The sequence below is a fragment of the Maricaulis salignorans genome (genome assembly GCF_900103475.1).
Lineage (GTDB): Bacteria > Pseudomonadota > Alphaproteobacteria > Caulobacterales > Maricaulaceae > Maricaulis > Maricaulis salignorans.
In genome coordinates this window covers 1-23,835 of the sequence record NZ_FNHG01000015.1, presented here as the reverse complement: position 1 = coordinate 23,835, position 23,835 = coordinate 1, and the positions used below count along the sequence as shown (strand labels likewise).

At 63.4% G+C, this 23,835-nt stretch carries 20 protein-coding genes; 14 read left to right on the top strand and 6 right to left on the bottom strand.

Annotated features, from left to right (window positions below):
* The first annotated feature begins 40 nt into the window (after positions 1 to 40).
* Positions 41 to 3,589, top strand: a complete 3,549-nt coding sequence (locus BLT42_RS11360) for a YhdP family protein (RefSeq protein WP_091770874.1) — start codon at positions 41 to 43, stop codon at positions 3,587 to 3,589.
* On the opposite strand, the gene tyrS is transcribed toward BLT42_RS11360, so the two are convergent.
* Positions 3,586 to 4,839, bottom strand: a complete 1,254-nt coding sequence (gene tyrS / locus BLT42_RS11355) for a tyrosine--tRNA ligase (RefSeq protein ID WP_091770872.1) — start codon at positions 4,837 to 4,839, stop codon at positions 3,586 to 3,588. The genes BLT42_RS11360 and tyrS overlap by 4 nt on opposite strands.
* 63 nt (positions 4,840 to 4,902) lie before the next feature.
* Between tyrS and BLT42_RS11350 the strand changes: the two genes are divergently transcribed.
* Entirely contained in the window at positions 4,903 to 6,012 is a 1,110-nt protein-coding gene (locus BLT42_RS11350; RefSeq protein WP_091770870.1) for an anhydro-N-acetylmuramic acid kinase, read from the top strand.
* A gap of 73 nt (positions 6,013 to 6,085) precedes the next feature.
* On the opposite strand, the gene BLT42_RS11345 is transcribed toward BLT42_RS11350, so the two are convergent.
* Entirely contained in the window at positions 6,086 to 6,769 is a 684-nt protein-coding gene (locus BLT42_RS11345) for an alpha/beta hydrolase (RefSeq protein WP_091770868.1), read from the bottom strand.
* Positions 6,770 to 6,978: 209 nt separating this feature from the next.
* On the opposite strand from BLT42_RS11345, the gene BLT42_RS11340 reads away from it, so the two are divergent.
* From BLT42_RS11340 to BLT42_RS11290, 11 genes are all read left to right on the top strand, one after another.
* Positions 6,979 to 7,461: an Rrf2 family transcriptional regulator gene (locus tag BLT42_RS11340; RefSeq protein WP_091770866.1), complete on the top strand. Its 483-nt coding sequence runs from the start codon at positions 6,979 to 6,981 to the stop codon at positions 7,459 to 7,461.
* 4 nt (positions 7,462 to 7,465) lie between these two features.
* On the top strand, positions 7,466 to 8,617 hold the full coding sequence (locus BLT42_RS11335) for a cysteine desulfurase family protein (protein WP_091770864.1): 1,152 nt from the start codon (positions 7,466 to 7,468) through the stop codon (positions 8,615 to 8,617).
* A 14-nt stretch (positions 8,618 to 8,631) separates the two neighbouring features.
* On the top strand, positions 8,632 to 10,107 hold the full coding sequence (gene sufB / locus BLT42_RS11330) for a Fe-S cluster assembly protein SufB (RefSeq protein WP_091770862.1): 1,476 nt from the start codon (positions 8,632 to 8,634) through the stop codon (positions 10,105 to 10,107).
* The gene (locus BLT42_RS11325; protein ID WP_091770860.1) at positions 10,104 to 10,829 is read left to right on the top strand and encodes a hypothetical protein; all 726 of its coding nucleotides are present in this window, start codon (positions 10,104 to 10,106) and stop codon (positions 10,827 to 10,829) included. Before sufB ends, BLT42_RS11325 begins: the two co-directional genes overlap by 4 nt.
* A 38-nt stretch (positions 10,830 to 10,867) precedes the next feature.
* A complete protein-coding gene (locus BLT42_RS11320) occupies positions 10,868 to 11,545 on the top strand; it encodes a hypothetical protein (protein WP_143024124.1) in 678 nt (225 codons plus the stop codon).
* 66 nt (positions 11,546 to 11,611) lie between these two features.
* Positions 11,612 to 12,376, top strand: a complete 765-nt coding sequence (gene sufC, locus BLT42_RS11315) for a Fe-S cluster assembly ATPase SufC (protein ID WP_091770856.1) — start codon at positions 11,612 to 11,614, stop codon at positions 12,374 to 12,376.
* Positions 12,377 to 12,384: 8 nt separating this feature from the next.
* Positions 12,385 to 13,407, top strand: a complete 1,023-nt coding sequence (gene sufD, locus BLT42_RS11310) for a Fe-S cluster assembly protein SufD (protein WP_176780341.1) — start codon at positions 12,385 to 12,387, stop codon at positions 13,405 to 13,407.
* Positions 13,404 to 14,663, top strand: coding sequence for a cysteine desulfurase (locus BLT42_RS11305; RefSeq protein ID WP_091770852.1), 1,260 nt, complete (start codon positions 13,404 to 13,406; stop codon positions 14,661 to 14,663). Before sufD ends, BLT42_RS11305 begins: the two co-directional genes overlap by 4 nt.
* A gap of 59 nt (positions 14,664 to 14,722) precedes the next feature.
* The gene (locus tag BLT42_RS11300) at positions 14,723 to 15,106 is read left to right on the top strand and encodes an SUF system Fe-S cluster assembly protein (protein ID WP_407657303.1); all 384 of its coding nucleotides are present in this window, start codon (positions 14,723 to 14,725) and stop codon (positions 15,104 to 15,106) included.
* Between the two features lie 17 nt (positions 15,107 to 15,123).
* Positions 15,124 to 15,483 carry a HesB/IscA family protein gene (locus tag BLT42_RS11295; protein WP_091770848.1) on the top strand — a complete coding sequence of 120 codons (360 nt, stop codon included), beginning with the start codon at positions 15,124 to 15,126 and terminating at the stop codon, positions 15,481 to 15,483.
* A gap of 2 nt (positions 15,484 to 15,485) precedes the next feature.
* A complete protein-coding gene (locus tag BLT42_RS11290) occupies positions 15,486 to 16,076 on the top strand; it encodes a glutathione S-transferase N-terminal domain-containing protein (RefSeq protein WP_091770846.1) in 591 nt (196 codons plus the stop codon).
* A 95-nt stretch (positions 16,077 to 16,171) separates the two neighbouring features.
* Here the strand turns inward: BLT42_RS11290 and BLT42_RS11285 are convergent, their stop codons facing one another.
* The 4 genes from BLT42_RS11285 to BLT42_RS11270 all read right to left on the bottom strand — a co-directional run bounded on the left by BLT42_RS11285 (position 16,172) and on the right by BLT42_RS11270 (position 21,792).
* The gene (locus BLT42_RS11285; RefSeq protein ID WP_091770844.1) at positions 16,172 to 17,227 is read right to left on the bottom strand and encodes a GGDEF domain-containing protein; all 1,056 of its coding nucleotides are present in this window, start codon (positions 17,225 to 17,227) and stop codon (positions 16,172 to 16,174) included.
* 156 nt (positions 17,228 to 17,383) lie between these two features.
* Positions 17,384 to 18,952, bottom strand: a complete 1,569-nt coding sequence (locus BLT42_RS11280; protein WP_091770842.1) for a DEAD/DEAH box helicase — start codon at positions 18,950 to 18,952, stop codon at positions 17,384 to 17,386.
* A gap of 132 nt (positions 18,953 to 19,084) precedes the next feature.
* On the bottom strand, positions 19,085 to 20,356 hold the full coding sequence (locus BLT42_RS11275) for an amidohydrolase family protein (RefSeq protein ID WP_233342451.1): 1,272 nt from the start codon (positions 20,354 to 20,356) through the stop codon (positions 19,085 to 19,087).
* Entirely contained in the window at positions 20,356 to 21,792 is a 1,437-nt protein-coding gene (locus tag BLT42_RS11270; RefSeq protein WP_091770839.1) for an amidohydrolase, read from the bottom strand. The genes BLT42_RS11275 and BLT42_RS11270 overlap by 1 nt, the downstream gene beginning before the upstream one ends.
* A gap of 176 nt (positions 21,793 to 21,968) precedes the next feature.
* Between BLT42_RS11270 and BLT42_RS11265 the strand changes: the two genes are divergently transcribed.
* Complete coding sequence (locus tag BLT42_RS11265; RefSeq protein ID WP_091770837.1) at positions 21,969 to 23,084, top strand: THUMP domain-containing class I SAM-dependent RNA methyltransferase; 1,116 nt, start codon at positions 21,969 to 21,971, stop codon at positions 23,082 to 23,084.
* Positions 23,085 to 23,835: the final 751 nt, after the last annotated feature.

Sequence of the window (23,835 nt, the reverse complement as noted above, 5' to 3'; positions counted from 1 at the left end):
TGTCTGCGTCCAGTCGTGACGCTGCGCGAGGCCTTGGCTGATGCTGCGAAGATCGATCCGTCTGTGCGTCATTTATACGCTCGAGGCCATCGCGGTCCTGCTGGCTCTGGCAATCTTCGCGGTTGGCGCCCTGCTGGTGCGTTTGTCGAGCGGCCCGATCGAGCTGGATTTTTTGCGCGAGGATGCGCAAATCATGCTGGCCCAGGCCTTCGAGGGCGAACTCGTGGCGCTCGGGGCCCTGGAAGCGCGATTCGACCCGGAGACGCGGGCCCTGGTGATTCTGGCGCGCGATGTCACCGTTGCCGAACGCCATGGCGAAGTGATTGCCCGCGCGCCGCGTCTGGAGGCCGGGTTTGCGGTCCAGAGCCTGTTGATCGGGCGGTTCGAGCCGGTGACGGTCAGTATCTCAGGTGGCTCCATCTCCATGGTCCGGCGCGCCGATGGCGCGGTCGGGGTCGGGCTGGGCAGTGTCGAGCGGGTTTCGGCCACGGCACAGCGGCCGGCCCGCGGCGGTGATGACAGTGCCTCGCTCTTTCAGCTGCTGCAGGAACCGGCACGTCCGGGCGGCATGCTCGGCCAGCTGCGACATGTCGATATCGAGAATGCGTCAGTGCGGATCGTCGATGCGATCACGGGCATCGCCTGGCTGGTTGACCAGGCGAGTGTCGTCCTCGACCGGGATGATAGCCGGATCCGGGCCGAGCTGACCGGCCAGCTGGCGACGCCGTCCGGTTTTGCACCGCTTGAGGTGCGCATCCAGGCCGGCGCGGCGCTCAATAGTCTGCTGCTGGAGGCCCGGGTGTCCGAGCTGTCGCCGGCGGCGGTGGCGCCCGGGATCGGTCCGCTCTCGGTCCTGCGCGTGCTGGATGCGCCCGTCAGCCTTGACCTCTTGCTCAATGCGACGCGGGAATCGGGCATTCGCGGCGCATCGATCAATCTGGATATCGGGGCAGGGCATGTCCTGCGCGATGGCGAATCGACCGCCTTCAACAGCGCCACCGTCCGCATGGATTTCGATCCCGATGCGGCAGAGCTCACCCTGTCGGAAGCGCGGCTCGAATCCGACGTGTTCACCGCCGAGCTCAGTGGTCGCATGTTCGAGCTTTCCGACTATATCGGCGCGCTGCCGATGCGCTGGCGCTATGAATTGACGGCCGGGCCGGGCCATATCGACCTGGGCGGCATATTCGAACGGCCGCCGGTCTGGACCGGGCTTGAACTGGCCGGGTCTGTCGATCTGAACGAGGCGAAAATCCAGCTGGACCAGCTCGATGTCGATCTCGGGCCGATCCAGGCACGACTGTCGGGCGAGACCTCGCTCTCGGCGGTGGCCGATGGACGCTGGTTGCCCAATCTGCGCCTGAACGGTCCGATCGAAGGCGATGTCCAGCCGGAAACCGTGCTGGCCTACTGGCCGGTCCTGCTGGCCGATACGGCGCGGGTCTGGATCCGCGAGAGCATTCTGGGCGGGCATTATTTCAATGCGCGCCTTGATCTCGATATCGATGCGGAATCCGTCGCCGCGGGTGCACTCGCCGATGACCGCCTGACGCTGAGCTTCGATTTCGAGGATGCGGTCGTGCGCTATGTCCCGGAGATGACGGTTCTCGATCATGGCCGGGGACATGCGGTCTTGCGGGGCAATGCCTTCGAGGTCGACATGACGAGTGGCCGTATCGGCGATATCGAATTGTCGCGCGGTGTCGTCGATATCCCGCGCCTGAACCCGAAGGGCGCCCGGGCGCGATTTGCCGGCGTGGCCCGGGGGCGGGCAGCCGATATCCTGGCGCTGATCGATGAGCCGCCGCTTTTCCTGACCTCCAATTTTGGCGTTTCGTCCGACATTGTCGATGGCCAGGCCGTCGTCGAATTCGAATTTCGTCGCCCCATGCTCGACGATGTCGATCCGGAGGATATCCCGTTCAATATCGAGGGCCAGGTCGAGGAGGCATTCGGTATTGTGCCGGGTACCGACTGGGCCTTTACCGACGGGCGGGTGCAGCTGCACGCCGACTCCGACGGGCTGACGGCGACCAGTGATGGCATCGTGCTGGAGACACCGGTCCAGTTCGTCTGGAGCGAGAATTTCCGCGCCGGACCTGACGAAGCGGCGACCGCGTTCGAGATGACGGCCATGGTTGGTGCGCGGACCTTCGATAGGCTCGGCATCCCGGCGCGGCGCTATCTGGGCGGCGATATCCGGTTGCAGGCCCGAGCAACGGGCTCCGGGATGGGCGTCAATGATGTGCGGATTGACGCCGATTTGCTCGATGCCAGCCTGGAAGCGCCGGGCGGGGTCTGGGCCAAGCAGGCCGGCGAGCCGGGCCATGTCGGCTTCACGCTGCACCTGCGCGAGGATGGCGGTTATCAGTTCGGGGATTTTCTGGCGGAATCGGCCGGGCTCTCGGTGGCCGCAACGGCGCAGCTCTCGCCACAGGGGCGTCTGGAGACGGCCAGTTTCGAGCAATTGCTGGTCGAGGAACTGGTGGACCTCAGCGGCAGCCTGACCGGACCGGCCCGGGAGGGTGATGCCTTTTCCGCCCGCATGGCCGGGCGCTATCTCGATATCCGCGATCTGATGCCGCATTTGCGTGGCCTTGGCAGCGGTGAAGGCGGGATGATGCCGCTCAATGCGGCGCTGGATGTGGCGCGGCTGGTGGTGTCGGATCGCAGCCAGCTCGATGATTTCAACCTGATCTGGCGCAGCGAGGCGGCCGGAATCCGGGCGTTTTCACTGGCCGGAACGGCGAGCGACGGGCCGCTGCAGGCCAGTTTCGGCGCGGCCGAGGATGGCGGCGTGCGCGAGTTGCGTCTTGAAGCGCAATCCGTCGGGCGGATTGCGGCGATGCTCGGCGGGGAGGGGTATGCCCGTGATGGCCGGGTCTCAGTACTCGGTGAGGCTCCGCCCCTGGGCACGGACGGACCGCTCACCGCGCGGGTGGAAATTCGTGAGCTGACCCTCGTGCAGGTGCCGATCCTGGCGCGCATTCTGGCGGCAGGATCCTTTGAGGGCCTGTCGGCCCTGCTCAATGGCGAGGGGATTGAATTTGATGCCATCGATGCCAGCGTGATGTTCGAGGATGGCTTGCTGACGATTGGCGAGGCGCGGGCGCGGGGCAGTGCGCTGGGCGTTACGGCGAGCGGGACGGTGGACTTCGCCAATAAGAGCGCGGCGATCGACGGTAATCTTGCCCCCTCCTATGTGCTCAATTCCTTCCTGGGCGAATTACCCCTGATCGGCGACATGCTGGTTTCGAGGCCGGGCGAGGGAATTATCGGCATTGTCTATTCCGTCGAAGGCCCGTTCGACAGTCTGACCGTGTTCGCCAACCCGCTTTCGGCCCTGGCGCCCGGATTTCTGCGCCGGATCTTCGAGGGGAGCGCCGCTGACCGGGCGGCCCGCGACCGGGCGGAGGCGCGCAGCGACGCCATTCCGGACATTTTGCCTGACGCGGTATTGCGCGAACTCGCGCCTGCGACGGAGGCCGGGTCACAATCGGAACCGGATTTCGAGGCAGAGCCCGAACCGGAACCCGCGCCAGAACCCGAACCGGAGGCTGAAACCCCGGCGGAGCCGGAGCCGGGCTAGACGGCGGCCGGTTTGGCGAGGGCGTGACGTTTCTTGCCGATCGACAGCTTGATGGCCCCGTCCTGCACCATATCAGCGCGCGCCATTGCCATCGGGTCCGTCAGTGTTTCGCCGTTCACCTTGGCCGCACCGGCCTTGATATGACGGCGGACTTCGCCATTCGAGGCGGCCAGTCCGGCCTCGACGAACAGGCTCACCAGCGAAACCTCGCCGCTCTCCAGACCCGTGAATTCAATCGTCGGCAGGCCGGCTCCGGCACCGCCCTGGGCGAAGGTCTGCTGTGCGGTCTGCTCGGCTTCGCGGGCCGCTGCGGCGCCGTGCATCAGGCTGGTCGCTTCATTGGCGAGACGGATTTTCGCGGTATTGATGTCTGCGCCTTCCAGCGCTTCGAGCGCCGCGATTTCGGCCATCGGAACATCGGTGAACAGGCGCAGGAATTTGCCGACATCGGCATCCTCGGTATTGCGCCAGAACTGCCAGTATTCATAGGCGCTGAGCTGGTCGGCATTGAGCCAGACCGCGCCTTCGGCGGTCTTGCCCATTTTGGTGCCCGATGAGGTGGTGATGAGCTCGGTCGTGAAGCCGAACACTTCCCGCTGGTCGACGCGGCGGCACAGCTCGACCCCGTTGATGATATTGCCCCACTGGTCAGCCCCGCCCAGTTGCAGCGTGCAGCTATGGCGGCGCAGGAGTTCGAGGAAATCCACCGCCTGCAGCAGCATGTAGTTGAATTCCAGGAAGGTCAGCGGCTGTTCGCGGTCAAGCCGCAGCTTGACGGAATCGAAGGTCAGCATGCGGTTGATCGTGAAATGCGGGCCGAACAGGCGCAGGAATTCGATATAGCCGTATTGCGACAGCCATTCATCATTATCGACCACGATCGCGTCGGTCGGGCCGTCGCCGATTTTGACCAGCGCATCGAAGGCCGTCAGGATCGAGGTCTTGTTGGCCTGGATCTGCTCATGGGTCAGCATGGAGCGCGTCTTGTCCTTGCCGGACGGGTCGCCAATCTTGGTCGTGCCGCCACCCATCAGGATGATGGGCTTGTGGCCGGCCTGTTGCATCCGCCGCAACATCATGATCTGCACGAGTGATCCGACATGCAGGCTCGCGCCGGTCGCGTCGAAACCGATATAGCCGGTCACAATCCCTTTCATCGCGGCCTCATCAAGGCCATCGAGATTGGTGGACTGGAAGTGGTAGCCGCGCTCGACCAGCGTGTTGACCAGATCGGATTTGTATTCGCTCATGACGTCTCTCCTGATACATGGGCTTCTAGGTCGACAATGGCTGCGAGAAAAGAGGGGCCGCGCATGAAATACGTGATCGGATTGATGAGCGGCACGTCGCTGGACGGTGTTGACGCGGCCCTGATCCGCACCGATGGCGAGCGGATTGCCGAATTCGGCGTCGGGGAAACCCGAGACTATGGCAAGGCCGAACGGGCTGTCCTGCAGGCTGCTGTCGACACAGCGCTGGCGTGGAATTTCCAGGGCGAAATGCCGGACTTCTCGGCGGCTGCGGCCGTCCTGACGGCCAGTCATGCCGAGCTGGTCGAGGCTGTGATCGCGGAGGCGGGGCTGACGGCGGGCCAGATCAGCCTGGTGGGTTTTCATGGCCAGACCGTCCTGCACCGGGCACCGGCCGGACGGCAACAGGGCCGGACCTGCCAGATCGGCGATGGGCAAGCGCTCGCCGATCGCCTGGGTGTTGATGTTGTTTACGATTTCCGCAGCCCGGATATGGCCGGCGGCGGGCAGGGCGCGCCCCTGGCGCCGCTCTATCATGCCGCGCTGGTGGCGCAGGGCCAGCTGGAGCTTCCCCTGGCCGTGGTCAATCTTGGCGGCGTCGCCAATGTCACCTGGCTGGCACCGGACACGGATCCCATTGCCTTCGACACCGGTCCGGCCAATGGCCTGATTGACGCCTGGTGCCAGCAGCGGCTCGGGACCAGCCATGACAGTAATGGCGAGCTGGCGGCGCGCGGCAAGATCGACCCGGCGGCGTTGAAGGCCCTGATGAAGCACCCGTTTTTCGCCAAGGCCCCACCGAAATCACTCGATCGCTGGGATTTCTCGCTCGACCCGGTCCAACATCTCGGTGACGCAGACGGCGCTGCGACCCTGACTGCTTTTACGGCCCGCACAGTCGCTGCGGCGATCGATCAACTGGGCCAGCCCGGACGGATTCTCGCGACCGGTGGCGGGCGGCATAATCCCGTGCTGATGCGGATGATGGGCGAGGCAATGGGGGTGCGTCCTGAAGCGGTCGAGCGCGTCGGCTGGCGCGGCGATTTGCTCGAGGCGGAGGCCTTCGCCTGGCTTGCCGCCCGGGTTGCCGCTGGCCTGCCGACCAGTATCCCTTCGACAACGGGAGTGTCACGGCCGACTTGCGGCGGCCTTATCGCTCACCCCCGGTCCTGAACCGGGCCATGAAAAAACCGCCGGCCCGAAGGCTGGCGGTTTCTTCAATTCCCGGTCTGCACGACAGCGCGTATCAGCGCTTGCCGGTGATCTGGCGTTCGGAGCGTTCCTTCTCGACCAGCGGGATGCGCTCGTCGAGATAGGTATTCATCCGCCGCTCAAGCTCGGGCAGGTGTTCGGTGAAGAGGTGGTTGGCATCGGGGATGATGTCGCGTTTGATCTCGATCCCTTTTTGCACGCGCACCTTGGACATCACCCGCTCGACATCATCGGCCGGCACGATCTTGTCGGCACCGCCATGGACGATGATGCCGGACGCCGGGCAGGGCGCCAGGAAGGTGAAATCATACATATTGGTCGGCGGGGCGACGGAGACGAAGCCGGCAATCTCCGGGCGACGCATCAAAAGCTGCATGCCGACCCAGGCACCAAAGGAATGGCCCGCAACCCAGCAATAGCGCGCGGTGGCATTATAGCCCTGCACCCAGTCGAGCACGGTGGCGGCATCCGACAATTCGCCCAGACCCTGGTCATAGCTGCCCTGGCTCCGGCCGACGCCGCGGAAATTGAAGCGCAGGGTCGCGAAATTCCGCTTGCGGAATGAATCATACATCATCTCCACCAGCGGGTTTTCCATATGCCCGCCGCCGAGCGGATGGGCGTGGAGAATCAGCGCGACCGGCGCCGTTGGGTCTTCGCTCGGGCTGTAACGCCCTTCCAGCCGGCCGGCCGGGCCGGGAATGATTACGTCAGGCATTCAGTCTCGCCTTCCTGGGTGGTACCACTGATTTTCGCGTGACCATGCGGCAATTCGCGCCTTGTAACGGCGCGAAACCGGGGCCATATACTTGACTAACCTACTCGGATATTGGACTCGCATGCCCAATAATGAGCGCGCGTCCCTCCGAAGGGGCGGGTCTTAGCATGATCGGCGTGCGAGATGCGAGTGTTTAAGGAGGCAAACGCATGAAGCTGAGCACCAAGGGGCGTTACGCCGTCATGGCGATGGCCGACCTTGCAGCCGCGAGCGGTAGCGGTCCGGTGACCCTGGCAGAGATCGCCTCGCGCCAATCCATCTCCCTGTCCTATCTCGAACAATTGTTTGCCAAGCTGCGCCGGGCCGAGGTTGTGTCCAGTGTGCGCGGGCCGGGCGGGGGCTATCGTTTGAGCCGCGAAGCCGCTGAAATCCGTATCTCGGACATCATCACGGCGGTCGACGAGCCGCTGCGCGCGACGCGCTGTTCCAATGCCAAGGGCTGTCTGGCCGATGGCCGGCGCTGCGTCACCCATGATTTGTGGGACGAGCTGGGCCGGCATATTTTCCTCTTCCTCAGTTCTGTGACCCTGGAAGACGTGACCGAGCGTCGCCTGCTCGGCTCGGCCAGCGGCGCGCTCGGCCGGCTTGACCGCGCGCTGGAGCTCGATCTCAGCCAAGAGGCGGCCCAATAGCATTATGCGCCTCTATCTCGATCATAATGCCACCACGACGGTCAGGCCGCAGGTGATCGCGGCAATGGCCGAAGCGATGGCCCATACGGCCAATCCGTCCTCCGTACACCGCGATGGCCAGCAGGCCGCGCGCGCCGTCGAGGATGTACGCCGTGTTGTGGGCCGCTTGCTGTGCGCCCGGGCCGAAGATGTCATCTTCACCTCCGGCGGGACTGAAGCGACCAATCTGGCGCTGCATTCCGCCATTGATGCGGGCGGAGCCCGGCGCCTGATCGTCTCGGCGCTGGAACATGAAGCCGTCGCTGCCACAGCCCGCGCTTCGGGCCTGCCGGTCGAGACCATGCCGGTGACACCGTCGGGGCTGGCCGACCTGGCCTGGCTGGAAACGCGTCTGGCACGCTGGGATATCGAGCGCGATGGCCGTCCTATGCTGGCCCTGATGCTGGCCAATAACGAGATCGGCACCATCCAGCCGGTTGAGGCAGCTGCGGCCATGATCCACGCGCATGATGGCCTGATGATCGTTGATGCGATCCAGGCGGTCGGCAAGATCGCCGTCGATTTCGCTGCGCTCGGCGCGGACTACATGGCGATCTCGGCGCATAAATTTGGCGGCCCCCAGGGCATTGGCGCACTGATTGCCGCCTGTAACGCGCCGCTCTCGCGCCACCACCATGGCGGTGGCCAGGAAAAGGGTCGCCGCGGCGGCACGCTCAATGTTGCCGGCATTACCGGTCTTGGCCGGGCGCTGGAACTGGCGCTGGCCGATCTCGACCAGTTCGCCGCCCTGGCAATATGGCGCGACGGCCTGGCCGCACGGCTCAAGGCGGCAGCGCCGGACATCGAAATCCTCGGTGAGGGCGCGCCGCGCCTGCCCAATACGCTCTCCATTGCCCACCCGTCCTGGAAGGGCGAGACGCAAGTGATGGCGATGGATCTGGCCAATATCTCGATCAGTGCCGGTTCGGCCTGTTCTTCCGGCCGCACGCGCGGCTCCAAGTCGGGCCTCGCGCTCGGCCTCGCCAGCGATGCGGCCGAAGGCCTGATCCGGATCAGCCTTGGCTGGACCTCGACTGAATCCGACATCGATATGTTTGCGCGCGCCTGGACGGCTGCGCACATGCGTATCGCCCCGAAAACAGCAGTGAACGCCTGAAGGCGGTAGGAATTATGGCAGCGATCAAACAGACCATCGACGATGTCCGCGAGCTGGAATCCGGCAAGTACAAGTATGGCTTCACGACCGATGTCGAACAGGACATTGCGCCGAAGGGCCTGAATACGGACATCATCCGCTATATCTCTGCCTCCAAGGACGAGCCGCAATGGATGCTCGACTGGCGCCTGGCGGCCTATGAGCGCTGGCAGGAAATGAAAAGCCCGCAATGGGCCAATGTCCGTTTCCCCGAAATCGACTACCAGAATGTTCGCTATTATGCCGGCTCCAAGGGCGGCGTGAAATACGAGTCGATCGATGACGTGCCCGAGGAAATCCTCGCCGATTTCGCCAAGCTGGGCATTCCGCTGCGCGAGCAGGAAGTCCTGCTCGGCGTCAAGGGTTCGGAAAACAAGGTCGCGGTCGACGCCGTGTTCGACAGCGTCTCCGTCGTCACCACCTTCAAGGCCGAGCTGGCCAAGGCCGGCGTCATCTTCTGCCCGATTTCCGAAGCCCTGCGCGATCATCCCGAGCTGGTGAAGAAATATCTCGGCACGGTGGTCCCGGCTTCCGACAATTTCTTCGCGACGCTCAATTCGGCGGTCTTCTCCGACGGCTCCTTCGTCTATGTGCCGCCCGGCGTGCGCTGCCCGATGGAGCTCTCGACCTATTTCCGCATGAATGCCGAGGGCACCGGCCAGTTCGAGCGCACCCTGATCATCGCCGACAAGGGCTCTTACGTCTCCTATCTGGAAGGCTGCACCGCGCCGATGCGCGACGAGAACCAGCTGCATGCCGCCGTAGTTGAACTGGTCGCGCTCGATGATGCCGAGATCAAATACTCCACCGTACAGAACTGGTGGCCCGGCGATGCCGACGGCAAGGGCGGGGTGTATAATTTCGTCACCAAGCGTGGCGATTGCCGCGGCAAGAATTCCAAAATCTCCTGGACCCAGGTCGAAACCGGCTCGGCCATCACCTGGAAATACCCGTCCTGCGTCCTGCGCGGTGAAAACTCGCGCGGCGAGTTCTATTCGATCGCCGTTACCAATGGTCATCAACAGGCCGATACCGGCACCAAGATGATCCATCTCGGCAAGGGCACGACCAGCCGCATCATCTCCAAGGGTATTTCGGCGGGCAAGTCTGACCAGACCTATCGCGGCCTGGTCTCGGTGCATGCGAAAGCCGAAGGCGCCCGCAATTTCACTCAGTGTGACAGTCTGCTGATCGGCGATACCTGCGGCGCCCACACCGTGCCCTATATCGAATGCAAGACGCCCAAAGCCATTCTCGAGCACGAAGCGACGACGACGCGACTGTCGGAAGATCAGCTCTTTTACGCCCGCCAACGCGGCCTCTCCGAGGAGCAGGCGACCGCGCTTCTGGTCAATGGTTTCGTGCGCGACGTGTTGCAGCAATTGCCAATGGAATTTGCCGTCGAGGCGCAAAAACTCCTCGCGGTCAGCCTTGAGGGGAGTGTGGGATGAGTGGACTCGACAAACTGACACTGGTTTGCGCTGCGGCGCTGGCACTGGGCGCTTGCGATGCGGCGACCGAGACGGCGGCGCTGGCCGTCGCGGCTGAGGCGCCGGCGCCGGAAGCGGAAGTCTCCGAGCGCGGCGGCGATGCCTGGTGCGATGAGTTTGAAGCCGGCGAGGGCGCGTCCACCGATTGCGCCCTGCGCGTCGATGATCAGCGCTTCCTCTATCTCGACTATCTCACCGATGATGACGGGTATGCGTCGCAGCTGGTTCTCAGCCAACACCGGTTTGCCGGCACCACGCTGGCCACGTCCGAGCCGATTGATGTCGAGCCGGTATACGGTGTCGCGGGCCTGCGTGATCTGGATGGCGATGGCGCGGCCGAGCTGTTGATCCCGCTCTTCAGCGGCAATGTGAACACGGTTTTCTCGGTCTGGCACCAGGATGAGACCGGTCTGTTCGCGCCCGTGGGTGAGCTCTCCGGCTATGGCATTGACAGTTTCGAAGCCCGCAATGGCCTGGTGATCGCGCCGTCGCGCGGCAATGCCGTCACCCATTATCAGGCGGCATCGCGCATTGGCGCCAGCGGACTTGAGGCCGTCTACGAGATTGAAATCGATTATGAGCAGCGCACCTGCCAGCTGACCTATTCCACCGATCTTGCCGCGGCTGGTCTCGATGCCGCCAGCCTGATTGCCGATTGCGAAGCGCGCGATTGGGGAAATTGATGTCCGCCGCCAAACCTTCATTCCCCAGGGAGGGGAAAATGAGCCTGAAAAACCGCATGATGATGGCCCTTGGCTGTTCTGTCCTGCTGGGCGGTGCGGCCTGCACCCAGGATTTCGACCAGGCCGATTTCGTCCATGATGAAGGCCAGCCCTGGTGTGATGAGCTGGAGGTGGGCAACGGCTCAACCGATTGTGCCCTGCTGCTCGGCGAGGATCATTTGATCTTCTTCGAATACGCAGCGACGGCGCGTGGCGCGCGCCTTGTGGTCAATCTCAACACGCTGGAGGGCCAGGAAGTGCAAAGCTTCGGCCCGATCGCGATTGACGGCGCCATGGCGCACCCGGCCCTGCGCGACATCAATAATGATGACCGCGAAGAGCTTTTCATCCCGATGATGACCGGCAATGTGAACACGCTCTATTCGCTCTGGCAGCAGGACGATGAAGGCCTGTTCCACCGCGCCGGCGAAGTGTCGGGCTTCGATGTCGACGGGTTCGAATTGCGCAATGGTCTGATGATTACCCATTCGCGCGGCGATGCAGCGACCAGCTACGAGACCGCCAGCCGTCTGACCGCCGATGGTCTGGGCACCGTCTATGAAATGCTGATTGACTATGCCGCCCGCGATTGCCGACTGCTCGACCAGAGCGGGATGGCCGCCATGCGGCTGAACCCGGCCGCGGTCGTCGCGGCCTGCGAAGCGCGCGACTGGTAGCCCTGAACACGATCTGTAGCCCGGCGAAATGCGCCACCCGATATTGACGATTGCAAGAGAGTAAAAATGCTTAAAATCAACAACCTGCACTGCAAAGTTGAAGCTCAGGATGGGGCGGAGAAATTCATTCTCAACGGGATTTCACTCGAAGTCCCCGCCGGCGAAGTGCACGCGATCATGGGGCCGAACGGCTCGGGCAAATCGACGCTCTCCTATGCCGTCACCGGCCGCGATGGTTATGAGGTGACCGAGGGTTCGATCAATTTCAATGGCGAGGAGATCGGCGATATGGCGCCGGAGGAACGCGCCGCGCGCGGGCTTTATCTCTCCTTCCAGTATCCGGTCGAAATCCCCGGCGTGCCGACCCTGATCTTCCTGAAGGAAGCGCTCAATGCCCAGCGCGTGGCGCGCGGCGAGGCGGAAGTTTCGGCACCCGACTTCATGAAGCTGGCGCGGACCAAGGCCAAACAGCTTTCCATCTCGATGGACATGCTCAAACGCCCGGTCAATGTCGGTTTCTCCGGCGGCGAGAAAAAGCGCCTGGAAATCCTGCAGGCGCTGATCCTGGAGCCGAAATTCCTCATCCTCGACGAGACCGATAGCGGGCTTGATATCGATGCGCTCAAAGTCGTCGCTGACGGGGTGAATACGCTGCGCGCACCGGACCGGGGCATGCTGGTCATCACCCACTATCAGCGCCTGCTCGACTATATCAAACCCGATGTCGTCCACATCCTGGCCGCGGGCCGCATCGTCAAATCCGGTGGTCCCGAGCTCGCACACGAGCTGGAAGCCGAAGGTTATGACAAATATATCGGCGAGGCGGCCTGACCATGGGCGTGATCAAACCTATCGCGGCTGAAACCGCCCTGATCGACGCCCTCGACGGTGCGACCGGCTGGCTGGCGCAATTGCGTGAGGCCACCCGCGTTCAGGGCCTGCCGACGCGGCGCCATGAAATGTGGAAATGGTCGGATTTGCGCCGCGCCGCCGGTGAGATCACATCGGCTGGCCAGATCACAGTGACGGGCGCTGCCGATGGCGTGCTGGAGCCCGCTGATGGCGAAACCGTCGAGCTGAGTGTATCGGCCAGTGCCGGTGCCAGCGCGGCGGCTCTGAGCGTCGTGGTGAAGTCCGGCCGCACCGTGACCCTGGTCGAACGTTATCGCGCCGAGGCCGGCTCGCTGGGCAATATCCATCTCGACATCGAGATCGAGGATGGTGCCCGCCTTGAGCGCATCTGCATCCAGGACGAGGCGGAGGAGGGGATATTGGTTGCGTCCTCAAGCATCGATCTGGCGGTGAACGCGCATCTCAACCAGGTCGCCTTTTCCTTTGGCGGCAAGCTGGTGCGCAATGAGACGCATGTCCTGCACGCTGGCGAGCATAGCGAGGCGCATTTGCACGGCGTGTATCTGCTCGATGAGGGCCGCCATAACGACTACACGACGTCGGTCCACCATACCGGCCCGGGCGGGATCACTCACCAGCTGGTGAAGGGGGCCGTCACGGCCCATGCCCGCGGTGTCTTCCAGGGCAAGTTCAAGGTCGATCGCGCCGCCCAGCTGACCGATGCGAAGATGACCCATCGCGCCCTGATGCTCGATGATCGCGCCGAGATCGATGCCAAGCCCGAGCTGGAAATCTATGCCGACAATGTCCAGTGCGCCCATGGCAATGCCATCGGCACGCTCGACGAGACGGCGCTCTTCTACATGCGCCAACGCGGTATTCCGCTGGTCCAGGCGCGGGCGCTCCTGATCGAGAGCTATCTGGCCGAACCGCTGGATTTCATCAGCGATGAAGCGCTGCGCGAGCAATTGCGGGAACGGCTGCGCGACCGGTTGAGGGCGATCTCATGACGGCGCAGCCAGAAAACAGCCGGACCGGGACGCCGACCGCGCCGCTCAACATACCCGCGATCCGCGATGAATTCCCGATCCTGCAGCGCGAGATCAATGGCAAGCCGCTGGTCTATCTCGACAATGCGGCCTCGGCCCAGAAGCCGGAATTCGTCATTGAAAGCGTCGCCGGCGTCTACCGGAGCTATTATGCCAATGTGCATCGTGGCCTGCATACGCTGGCCAATGAATCGACCGAGGCGTTTGAACTGGCGCGCGATGATGTGCGCCGTTTCATCAATGCCGCGCGTACCGAAGAGATCGTTTTCACCCGAGGCTCGACCGAGGCGATCAATCTGCTCGCCCACTCTTTCGGCCAGGGCCTGAAGGCTGGCGACGAGATCATCATCAGCCGGATGGAGCATCACTCCAATATCGTGCCGTGGAGAATATTGGCCGATGCCAAGGGGTTAACCTTGAGGTGGGCCGATGTGAATGCGGCCGGCGAGCTGGATTATCCACAGCTGGCAGACATGGTTAATGGCGACACGAAACTGATTGCCATCAGCCATATGTCAAACGTGCTCGGCACCATCAATCATGCCGAACGCATTATGGAGATTGCCCGCTCTGCCGGCGTGCCCGTCCTGTTCGACGGCTCGCAATCGGCGGTCCACATCCCCGTCGACATGCAGGCGCTGGGCTGCGACTTCTTCGTCTTCACCGGGCACAAGCTCTACGGGCCGTCCGGGATTGGCGTGCTCTACGCCAGGGGCGACTGGCTCGATCGCCTGCCACCTTTCATGGGCGGCGGCGAGATGATTGCCGATGTCTATGAGGACCGGCTGACCTTCGCCGATCCGCCACACAAGTTCGAAGCGGGAACACCGCCTATCGCGGATGCGATCGGGCTTGGCGCGGCGATCCGCTGGCTCGAACGCCATGACCGCGCCGCCGTCATGGAGCATGAACGTGCGCTGATGGATCGCGCCGTCACCGGTATGGCTGCCATTGAGGGTGTGCGCATGATCGGCACGGCCCAGGACAAGGGTGCGATCATCAGTTTTGCCATGGAGGGCGCGCATCCCCACGATATCGCGCAAATCCTCGACAAGTACGGCATTGCCGTGCGCGCCGGGCATCATTGCGCCCAGCCCTTGATGCGCCATATGGGTGTCAGCGCCACGGCGCGCGCCAGTTTCGCCATTTACAATACAATCGAAGAGGCCGATGCGTTCGTCGACGCATTGAAAAAGGCCCGTGACTTTCTCATCTAGGTAAGACCATGACCGATAGCACCACCCGAGACGTGATCGATCTTTCCGGATCGCCCGCCATGACGCAGCCTGAAGCGGCCACTGCCGCGCCGGCCGACGTCGATGCGCCAAAGCCCGAACCGATTCCGGCCGAGGAACTGGCCCGGATCACCGATGAGATCATCGTCCAGCTCAAGACCGTCTATGATCCGGAAATTCCGGTCGATATCTACGAGCTCGGTCTGATCTACAAGGTCGACCTTGAAGATGACCGCACCTTGAAAGTCGTGATGTCGCTGACCGCGCCCGGCTGTCCCGTAGCGGGCGAAATGCCCGGCTGGGTGCATGATGCCGTGGCGCGGGTCGACGGCGTCAACAAGGCCGAGGTTGAACTCACCTTCGATCCGCCCTGGACCCCGGACCGGATGTCCGACGAGGCCCGGCTTTCCCTGAACATGTTTTGACCGACGGAAACCCCATCATGGCACGACGCGAAAGACCCAAGGCCGTTACCCTGTCGGAAGCGGCAGCGACACGGGTAAAATCCATCATGGCCATGCGCGGCGCCGGCTTCCTGCGCGTCGGCGTCAAGAATGGCGGCTGTGCCGGCATGGAATATGTGATGGATTATGTCGACGAGCCGGAAGTTCTCGACGAGCGCGTCGAGGATAAGGGCGTCGAGATCGTGCTTGAATCCAAGGCCTTGCTCTTCCTGCTCGGCACCGAGCTGGACTATGAGACGACGCCGCTGCACTCCAAATTCGTGTTCCGAAATCCCAATCAGACCGATGCCTGTGGCTGCGGCGAGAGCGTCACCATCGTGCCGGTACGCGAGAATTGAGCATGGCCCAGCTGATCTATTCGCCGACTTCACCCTATGCCCGCAAGTGCCGGATTCTGGTGCGCGAACTGGGTCTGGAGCCGGCGATTACCGAAACCGCTGCCAATCCCTTCGAGGATGATGACGTCCTGCTGCGCGCCAACCCGCTCGGACGCGTGCCCTGCCTGGTGATGGAGGATGGCCGCGCTCTGACCGAGAGCGGTCTGATCGCGGCCTGGCTCAATGCGCGGGCCGCCAATCCCTGGCGCTCCGACTGGGATGATCGCCGGCTTGAAGCGCTGGGCCATGGCCTGCTCGATCTGGCAGTGGCCCGCCGGGTGGAAATGGTCCGTGAGCCGGGCCTGTTCTGTGATTTCTGGATTACGCGCCGTGAGCGCGGGATATTGCGCGCGCTGGACGAGCTGGAGGCCGAGATGGCCACGCTCGCCAGCCCGGTCAGCCTTGGCGGGCTGACGATTGCGGTGGCGCTGGATTATCTCGACTTCCGCTACCCGGAGAGTGATTGGCGCCAGCGCCATCCCGGGCTGGAAAGCCTGCATGCCAACTGGTCCGGGCGCGCGAGTTTTGCCGGGACCGCTCCGCCAGTGGGTTGATCTGAGAATCGGGTTAATCTGGGAATCGAGCGCAGACACGAAAACGCCGCCCCGAAAGGGCGGCGTTTTCGTGTCTGGTCTGCGGCGGGTCTGGCTCAGGCGGCGCTGCGCCCGAGCTGGTTTTCGGCACCATCCGTGGTCGTGCGGTTTCGACCTTCGGTTTTCGAACGGTAGAGATGGGTGTCGGCGCGTTCGATCAGCGATTCGATGGATTCGCCGGCCTCGAAACTCGCAATCCCCATCGAGATGGTGATATTGCCGAGATCCTCATTGGTCGATTTGCGCAGTAATTTCTTGGATTCGACCGTGCTGCGAATCTTCTCGGCGATCGCATAGGCTTCCTGCGGCGTCGCGGCTGGCATCACGATGCCGAATTCCTCGCCGCCATAACGCGCGACGATATGGCTTTCCGGGGCGTGCCGGGTCAGGCAGCCCGCGACAAAACGGATGATCTGGTCGCCGGTCTGATGGCCCCAGGTATCGTTGAAGCGCTTGAAAAAGTCGATGTCGCACAGGACCAGGCTCAGCGGCGTGCCATGGGTATCGGCTTCGCGGCGCGCCTTGCGCAGGCTTTCATCAAAACGTTTGCGATTGGCGATGCCGGTGAGGGCATCTGTCATGGCCTCTTCGCGGACACGCTCGAGATTGTCGCGCAATTTGGTGACTTCTTTCGAGGTCGCCTGCAATTTGCTTTCAAGATCATGGCTGCGGCGCTGCATTTTCGCGGTCGCGCTGACCAGGGATTCGACGAGTTTCTTGATGCCCGGATCGGTGACGGCACCGTCGAGCTGGGAAGTGGCGCCGGCCAGGGTTTCGCCATAGGCAAGGGTGTCGGCTTCGGCGGCGCGCAGGGTTTCGCGGACATGGCCGAGTTCTTCGCTCATGACGCCGCCGCTTTCCAGGATTGCGTCCTGGATGGCGTGCCACTGGAAATACTGGTCGAACAGATCGGAGCTGACTTCTGGCGTGAAGGCGGCTGCAGACTGGATGTGACTGCGGACAGATTCGCAAAGCTCGGGATTGGTGTCGCTGGCGAAGCTGATCCAGACGGCGTAATTTTCAGGGGTCGGCGGGACATCGAACTGTTCCATGAGGTCCAGCGCTTTTTGCGCGAACTCCTTGCCGTCCTTACCCAATAATCGTCCGTTCACGAGAAACCCTTCCCTGCCGAGGTCCCCGATGGCATCGGCGGCCTTTCAAGCAAGCTAACCGTGAAAGGAAAAGAAGAGGTAAAAATTGCTCATACGGTATGAGTATTCTGGATCGGGCGAGCCACCGGGCATCCCCCGATCCGGTATTTCCGGCCATCAACCCTCGGTTTGCATGAAACCCGGTACATGCTCGCCAAAGCCGAGAACATCGCGGTCCGGGCCATCGCCCTGGCCGCGGCGGGACCCGGATTTGCGTTCGCCTGAACGGCTGTTGCGGGTCGATTCTGACTTGGCGGCGCGGGGCGGGTTGCGGGGTTCTGGCGTGACCGGGGCGGGTTTCGCGGCGGCTGGAGCCGGAGCGTCGGGTGCGACCGGAGCCGCCGGCTTTGCCGGTGCATCGGGCTGTGCGGTGACCGGTGCGGGCGTCTCGGCGGCCGCAGGCGCTGCTTGCGCCTTTGGTTCACGAGGCTTGCGCGTCGAGCGGCGGCCGCGCGGTGTGCGCTGCGCGGCGGCTTCTTCGCCGGCTTCGGAGGACGCAGCAGGGGCTGCGGCGTCTGCGGCCGGTGCTGGCGCAGCGGCGGCTGGTGCCGCGGGGGCCGCGCCCTCGAGCGGAAGGTCAGGAATGTCCTGGCGGATCAGCTTCAGGATGGCGTCGAGATTTTTCTCATCGCCCGGCGCGAAGATGGTGATCGAAGTGCCTGCCTTGCCGGCACGGCCGGTGCGGCCGATGCGGTGGACATAATCATCAGCATTGTGCGGCATGTCATAATTGAACACATGGCTGACATCAGGAATGTCGAGTCCGCGCGCGGCGACATCGCTGGCGACGAGGAAGCGGATGCTGTCATCCTTGAATCCGGCCAGCGTTGCGGTCCGCACCGATTGATCCAGATCGCCATGGATCGGCGAGGCGGGGATGCCGTATTTGGTCAGCTCGCGCGCCACCGTGTCGACATCGCGTTTGCGATTACAGAAAATAATGCCGTTCTTGACGCCGGTGCGTGTCATCGCCTCGCGCAGGGCGGTCCGCTTGGTCTTGGGCTGGGCGTCGCGAACGCGCACCATGTATTGTTCGATATTGGCGCCGGCCGTGGCCGGGCGGCCGACTTCGACGCGGATCGGATCATTGAGGAAACGGTCGATCAGGCTCTTGATCTCGTTCGGCATGGTGGCCGAGAAGAACAGGGTCTGGCGGCGCGGCGGTGTCAGCGAGAAAATCTTCTCGAGATCGGGAATGAAGCCCATGTCGAGCATGCGGTCGGCTTCATCGACGACGAGGATCTGGACACCGTTGAGCAGCAGCTTGCCGCGACCGAAATGGTCGAGCAGCCGGCCCGGGGTCGCGATCAGCACATCGGCGCCGCGGTCGAGAATGGCTTGTTGGGGTCCGAAGGCGACGCCGCCGATCAGCAGGGCCATCGAAAGCCGCTGCCCCTTGGCATAGGCTTCGAAATTCTCGGCGCATTGCGCTGCGAGTTCACGGGTCGGTGCAATGATGAGGGAGCGGGGCATGCGGGCCTTGGCCCGGCCGCGCGAAAGCAGTTCGATCAGGGGCAGCACAAAGGCCGCTGTCTTGCCGGTGCCGGTCTGGGCAATGCCCAACACGTCGCGTCCGGTCAATGCTGGCTTGATGGCGCCGGCCTGGATCGGTGTGGGTTCTGTATAGCCGGCCGCAGTGATTGCGGTGAGCAGTTTCGGGCTTAACCCGAGGTCTTCGAACGTCATGGCGTCCTTTAAAATCTGAAGCAGCAATAGCTGGGAGCAAAAATGACGTGGCCGCGCCGAAAGGGCGCGGCCACGAATGCAGGGGCAAAATACGTTTCCTGTGCGTTCTGTCAACGTACAGGCGGTATTTCATCAACGACGATAGGCGAAAGGCGTCTCATCAGTGATATTGATGTAACGGTCGCGAAGCTGGGTTTCGCGCGATGTCATCGCGGTCGGCTCCCCATTGATCAGCATCGCCACCGGCGCGCTCATCACTTCGAGTGGATCGCCATCCCAGACCACGACATCACCGGTATAGCCGGCCGCGAGGGCGCCGAAGCGATCCCCGACGCCGTAGATTTCCGCCGGTGTCAGCGAGATCGCCCGGAACGCCGCATCCCATGGCACGCCATGCGCGACGGCATTGCCGGCATGCTGGGTCAGCAAGCGGGCATTGAAATACCCGTCAGCCGATTGCGTGGTGTAGGCAACGGTCACCCCGGCCTCCTGCAGGCGCTGGGCGCCGGCCAGGGTCGATCCGAGCGCGTCGAAGGAGCTGGGCAGATTGCGGATCGGGTCGATCAGCACCGGTACGCCGGCCGCGGCCAGCTCGTCAGCCACCATCCAGGCTTCGGCACCGCCGGCGATCACCAGCTGCATCGGCGCATGCTCGGTCCGGAAACGCAGCGCCCGGCGAATATCGGCCGCACGATCAAGCTCCATCACCAGCGGTACGCGTCCGCGCACCACAGGCACCAGGGCTGCCGCATCATAGCGATTGAGGGCATCGCCCTGATGATCCCCACTGAAACGGCCGGGATAGCCCCGGGCATCGGCAAAGGCCGCGTCCAGATAGGTCCAGGCCGCCGAGCGCGAGCCGCCCGCCGTCGCGGCGCCGGACTGGCTCAGATCGGCGACGACGAAACTACCGGTTTCGAACAGCGAGGTATTGGAACCGCTGGTGTCGATCAGTCCGCCCTGGCCGGCGAAGATATTCCAGCCCGTTCCCGGATAGAGCGCCGCGCGGGTGATGCCACCGAGCCGGTTGGAATCGATATGCATCCCGGCCGGATTGAAGCTGTCGGCCACGTCGAGGGCGACCGAATAGGGCGACTCATCCGCGCTGGTATCATTGGTTGAGCCTTCCAGCGCCACCTCGATCAGGCCCAGCTGGGTGACCGGGGCGAAAATGCCCGGCGTGATCCAGCCACCATCGGCATCGATCACCGTGGTGCCGACCGGGATGGTGACATCGCCGCCCACGGCGACAATCGAGCCGTCGCGGACCAGTACGGTTCCATTCTCGATGATGCCGCTATCGGTATTGGTGACGACGCGGCCATTGGTGACGGCATAGGACTGGGCGAGCACAGGCGCAGCCAGGGCCATGCTCAGTGCAATAGCAGAGATAAAGCGTTGCATTATTGGTCTCCCTCACCGGGTTGGCCGAGCATGAAGTCGCGGACGGGCTGAACGGCCTCGTCGCGGCGATCATAGGTCAGGGCACCGTCGATCCAGACGCGGTCGGCGCGTGCATAAGTGCTGAACGGGTCGGCGGACCACAGCACGATATCGGCGCGTTTGCCGACTTCCAGCGAGCCGGTCTGATCGGCAATACCCAGCGCGGTGGCCGGGTTGGAGGTCAGCCAGCGCCAGGCTTCGGCATCGGAGATATCAATCCCGGCGCGGCGGCCATCGGCCAGGGCCTTGGCGACTTCCTGGTTGAGACGCTGAATGCCCATATCGCTGTCGGAATGGATCATGGCGCAGGCACCGCCGGCATGGACCATTGGCAGGTTTTCACGGATGGAATCATAGGCTTCCATCTTGAACCCGCCCCAATCGGCCCAGACGGCGGCACAGGTGCCGTTTTCCGCCAGCAGATCGGGGATTTTATAGGCCTCCACAGCGTGGTGGAAGGTTGTGACCTGGTAGTCGAACTCGTGGGAGAGGTCGATGATCTGCGCCATCTGGTCGGCGCGATAGCAATGCATCTGGACGAGAATTTCGCCGTCGAGCACACCCATCAGCGTGTCGAGTTCGAGATTGCGGCTTGGCGGCGAAGCGTCTTCACCGGCCTCGGCGCTTTCCCAGTAATTATTCCAGCTGGTGCGGTATTCGACCGCGCTTTGCCAGGCGGCGCGATATCCGGCCATATTGCCCATATCGGTAGCGGGCGACTGGTTGCGGCTGCCATAGACGCGCGACGGATTCTCGCCGCACGCCATTTTCAGCGTGTAGGGCGCGTCGGGGAATTTCATGCCCTGGACGGTCCGTGACGGGACATTGCGCAGGGTGATGCCGCGGCCGCCAAACAGATTGGCCGAGCCGGGCAGGATATTGAGCGTCGTCACACCGCCGGCGAGGGCGGCTTCAAAACCGACATCCTGCGGCCAGACCGAATGCTCGGCCCAGACCTCGGCGGTAACCGGCGAGGTCATTTCATTGCCGTCATTATGGGCATTGACGCCGGGCGACGGATAATCACCCAGATGGGAGTGGATATCGATAATGCCTGGCGTCACATAACGGCCGGCGGCATCGATCACGGTGGCGCCTTCAGGCACTTCCAGACCGGTTCCGACCGCGGTGATCCGGCCATTCTCGACCAGCACATCGCCATCCTCGATCCGGCCGCCAATACCGTCAAACACGGTGGCGTTCTGGATCAGGGTGACGCCGCTCTCGCGTGGCACATAGGTCGAGGGATAGGGATCGAGGCTGTAACGGACGACATCGCCGCTCTCGCTGCTGGCCGTTTGTGTATCGCCGCCGGAGGTTCCGGTTTCGCCGCTACACGCCGCCAGCGCAAAGACGGCGGCAAGCGCCGTCGCTGGCATCCATGCTTTCAAGGTCATTGTGATTGCTTCCCCAATAGCGCCCGCTGAATCACACGCAGGCAAAGTTGAGGGAATAGAGCGCGTTTGCGACCCTTGCGTCAAATTAACGATTGGGTCATGTGCGGATACGCCGCGACGCCATCGCACAGCTCAGCGCCGTCGATCCGCGATGCGTTCTCGGATAAGTCTGGGCCATGACCCAGCACGCACCCTTCGATATTTTTCTCGTCACCGCGCCCGGCCTGGAAGCCATGCTCTGCGCCGAACTGGTGGAGAAGGGCTTTGCCGAACCGGTTGCGCAATCCGGCGGCGTCACGATCAAGGGCGGCTGGCCGGACGTCTGGCGTGCCAATCTGGAGATTCGCGGCGCCAGCCGGGTGCTCGCGCGTATCGGATCCTTCCATGCCGTGCATCTGTCCCAGCTCGACAAGCTGGCGCGCCGTTTCCCCTGGGGCGATATCCTGCGTCCTGATGTCCCGGTGCGCGTCGATGCCAGCTCGAAACGCTCGAAAATCTACCATGCCGGCGCCGCCACCCAGCGCATCGAGACCGCGATCCGCGAAGAACTCGGTGCCGAGATCTCTGCCGATGCCGCCGTGCAGGTGAGGGCGCGCCTGGAGGATAATCTGTGCACGCTCAGCATCGATACCTCCGGCGAGCTCCTGCACAAGCGCGGCTATAAACAGGCGGTCGCCAAGGCGCCGATGCGCGAGACCCTGGCCGCGCTCTTCCTGCGCCAATGTGGCTATGACGGCACCGGGCCCGTGCTCGATCCGATGTGTGGTTCAGGCACTTTCATCATCGAAGCCGCCGAAATCGCCGCCGGCCTCGCGCCCGGCCGCTCACGCGAATTCGCCTTCGAGCATCTGGTCGGCTTCGACCGCGCTGCCTGGGACAAGATGCGCGCACCCCGCGCGCCGCGGACCACCGATCTGCGCTTTTACGGCTCGGACCGCGATGCCGGTGCCATCCGCGTTGCCCGCGACAATGCCGAACGCGCCGGCGTCTCGCACCTGACCCAGTTTCAGCAATGCCCCGTCTCCGAGCTCGAGGCCCCCGATTGCAAGCCCGGTCTGGTGATGATCAATCCGCCCTATGGCACCCGCATCGGCAATAAAACCGCCCTGCAGGGCCTCTATCGCGGTCTCGGCAAGACGCTGATGACGCGGTTCGCTGGCTGGCGGGTCGGGCTTGTCACGACGGAGGTCTCACTCGCCAAGGCGACGCGCCTGCCGTTCGGCGCGCCCGGGCCCTATATCGATCATGGCGGGTTGAAGGTGCGGTTGTTTGTGACCGGGGTGTTGGAGTAGGGGCGTCCGCCCGGGATAACGAAGGTTCGTATTTCGGGCGTGCACGGAGCACCGCAAACGCAAGCGCGAGGCCGTCACCAGCTCCGCCCCGGGCTGCGCCCGGCGCACCTCTTCCATCAAGGAAGAGGAGGGCGGTCATCGAGGCGGTGGGTATCATCACCTCCTCTTCCTTGATGGAAGAGGTGGCCGCGAATCCTTGATGGAAGAGGTGGCCGCGAAGCGGTCGGAGCTGGTGAGGATGACGGGCGCCGGCGGTGGGCGGCTTGGCGACTTATCCCCCAACGCCCGACAATTATCCCACATCATCCCGGCGTACGCCGGGACCGTGACGTGACAGGGTCGGAGCCTGCGATATCGAGGTCCCGACCTTCGTCGGGATGACGATAAATCGTCAAACTTATCCCCACCCCCTCAACCTGCGCGCATAATCCGCCCGTTCCGGTCGCACGGGAGGCACGAGCTCAGTCAGTCGCGGCGAACGGGAGCGTGCAGCCTGTCCGGGCGAAGGGGTGACAACCTGAGCACTGGCAGGGCGTCCATTAAGGTCTGACGGCACTAAACGACCGACCTGAGTACCTTTCTGGATTGGAAACGGCGGTGGAGACGCCACGGGAAAACTGCACGTGCGGGACGTCACGAATGTCACGCTACTAACATTACCGGTTACCGGCATTCGCCGGCGTCCCGCACCCTCCCATCTCGATGGGAACCACTCAAACCTCCAGCCGCTCGCGGCGTGGAGATTTCGGTG

Bases quoted from the DNA above. Each gene is read 5' to 3' on its own strand.
- BLT42_RS11360 (WP_091770874.1), top strand. From the start codon at position 41: ATGCTGCGAAGATCGATCCGTCTGTGCGTCATTTATACGCTCGAGGCC.
- tyrS (WP_091770872.1), bottom strand. From the start codon at position 4,839: ATGAGCGAATACAAATCCGATCTGGTCAACACGCTGGTCGAGCGCGGC.
- BLT42_RS11350 (WP_091770870.1), top strand. From the start codon at position 4,903: ATGAAATACGTGATCGGATTGATGAGCGGCACGTCGCTGGACGGTGTT.
- BLT42_RS11345 (WP_091770868.1), bottom strand. From the start codon at position 6,769: ATGCCTGACGTAATCATTCCCGGCCCGGCCGGCCGGCTGGAAGGGCGT.
- BLT42_RS11340 (WP_091770866.1), top strand. From the start codon at position 6,979: ATGAAGCTGAGCACCAAGGGGCGTTACGCCGTCATGGCGATGGCCGAC.
- BLT42_RS11335 (WP_091770864.1), top strand. From the start codon at position 7,466: ATGCGCCTCTATCTCGATCATAATGCCACCACGACGGTCAGGCCGCAG.
- sufB (WP_091770862.1), top strand. From the start codon at position 8,632: ATGGCAGCGATCAAACAGACCATCGACGATGTCCGCGAGCTGGAATCC.
- BLT42_RS11325 (WP_091770860.1), top strand. From the start codon at position 10,104: ATGAGTGGACTCGACAAACTGACACTGGTTTGCGCTGCGGCGCTGGCA.
- BLT42_RS11320 (WP_143024124.1), top strand. From the start codon at position 10,868: ATGAGCCTGAAAAACCGCATGATGATGGCCCTTGGCTGTTCTGTCCTG.
- sufC (WP_091770856.1), top strand. From the start codon at position 11,612: ATGCTTAAAATCAACAACCTGCACTGCAAAGTTGAAGCTCAGGATGGG.
- BLT42_RS11305 (WP_091770852.1), top strand. From the start codon at position 13,404: ATGACGGCGCAGCCAGAAAACAGCCGGACCGGGACGCCGACCGCGCCG.
- BLT42_RS11300 (WP_407657303.1), top strand. From the start codon at position 14,723: ATGACGCAGCCTGAAGCGGCCACTGCCGCGCCGGCCGACGTCGATGCG.
- BLT42_RS11295 (WP_091770848.1), top strand. From the start codon at position 15,124: ATGGCACGACGCGAAAGACCCAAGGCCGTTACCCTGTCGGAAGCGGCA.
- BLT42_RS11290 (WP_091770846.1), top strand. From the start codon at position 15,486: ATGGCCCAGCTGATCTATTCGCCGACTTCACCCTATGCCCGCAAGTGC.
- BLT42_RS11280 (WP_091770842.1), bottom strand. From the start codon at position 18,952: ATGACGTTCGAAGACCTCGGGTTAAGCCCGAAACTGCTCACCGCAATC.
- BLT42_RS11275 (WP_233342451.1), bottom strand. From the start codon at position 20,356: ATGCAACGCTTTATCTCTGCTATTGCACTGAGCATGGCCCTGGCTGCG.
- BLT42_RS11270 (WP_091770839.1), bottom strand. From the start codon at position 21,792: ATGACCTTGAAAGCATGGATGCCAGCGACGGCGCTTGCCGCCGTCTTT.
- BLT42_RS11265 (WP_091770837.1), top strand. From the start codon at position 21,969: ATGACCCAGCACGCACCCTTCGATATTTTTCTCGTCACCGCGCCCGGC.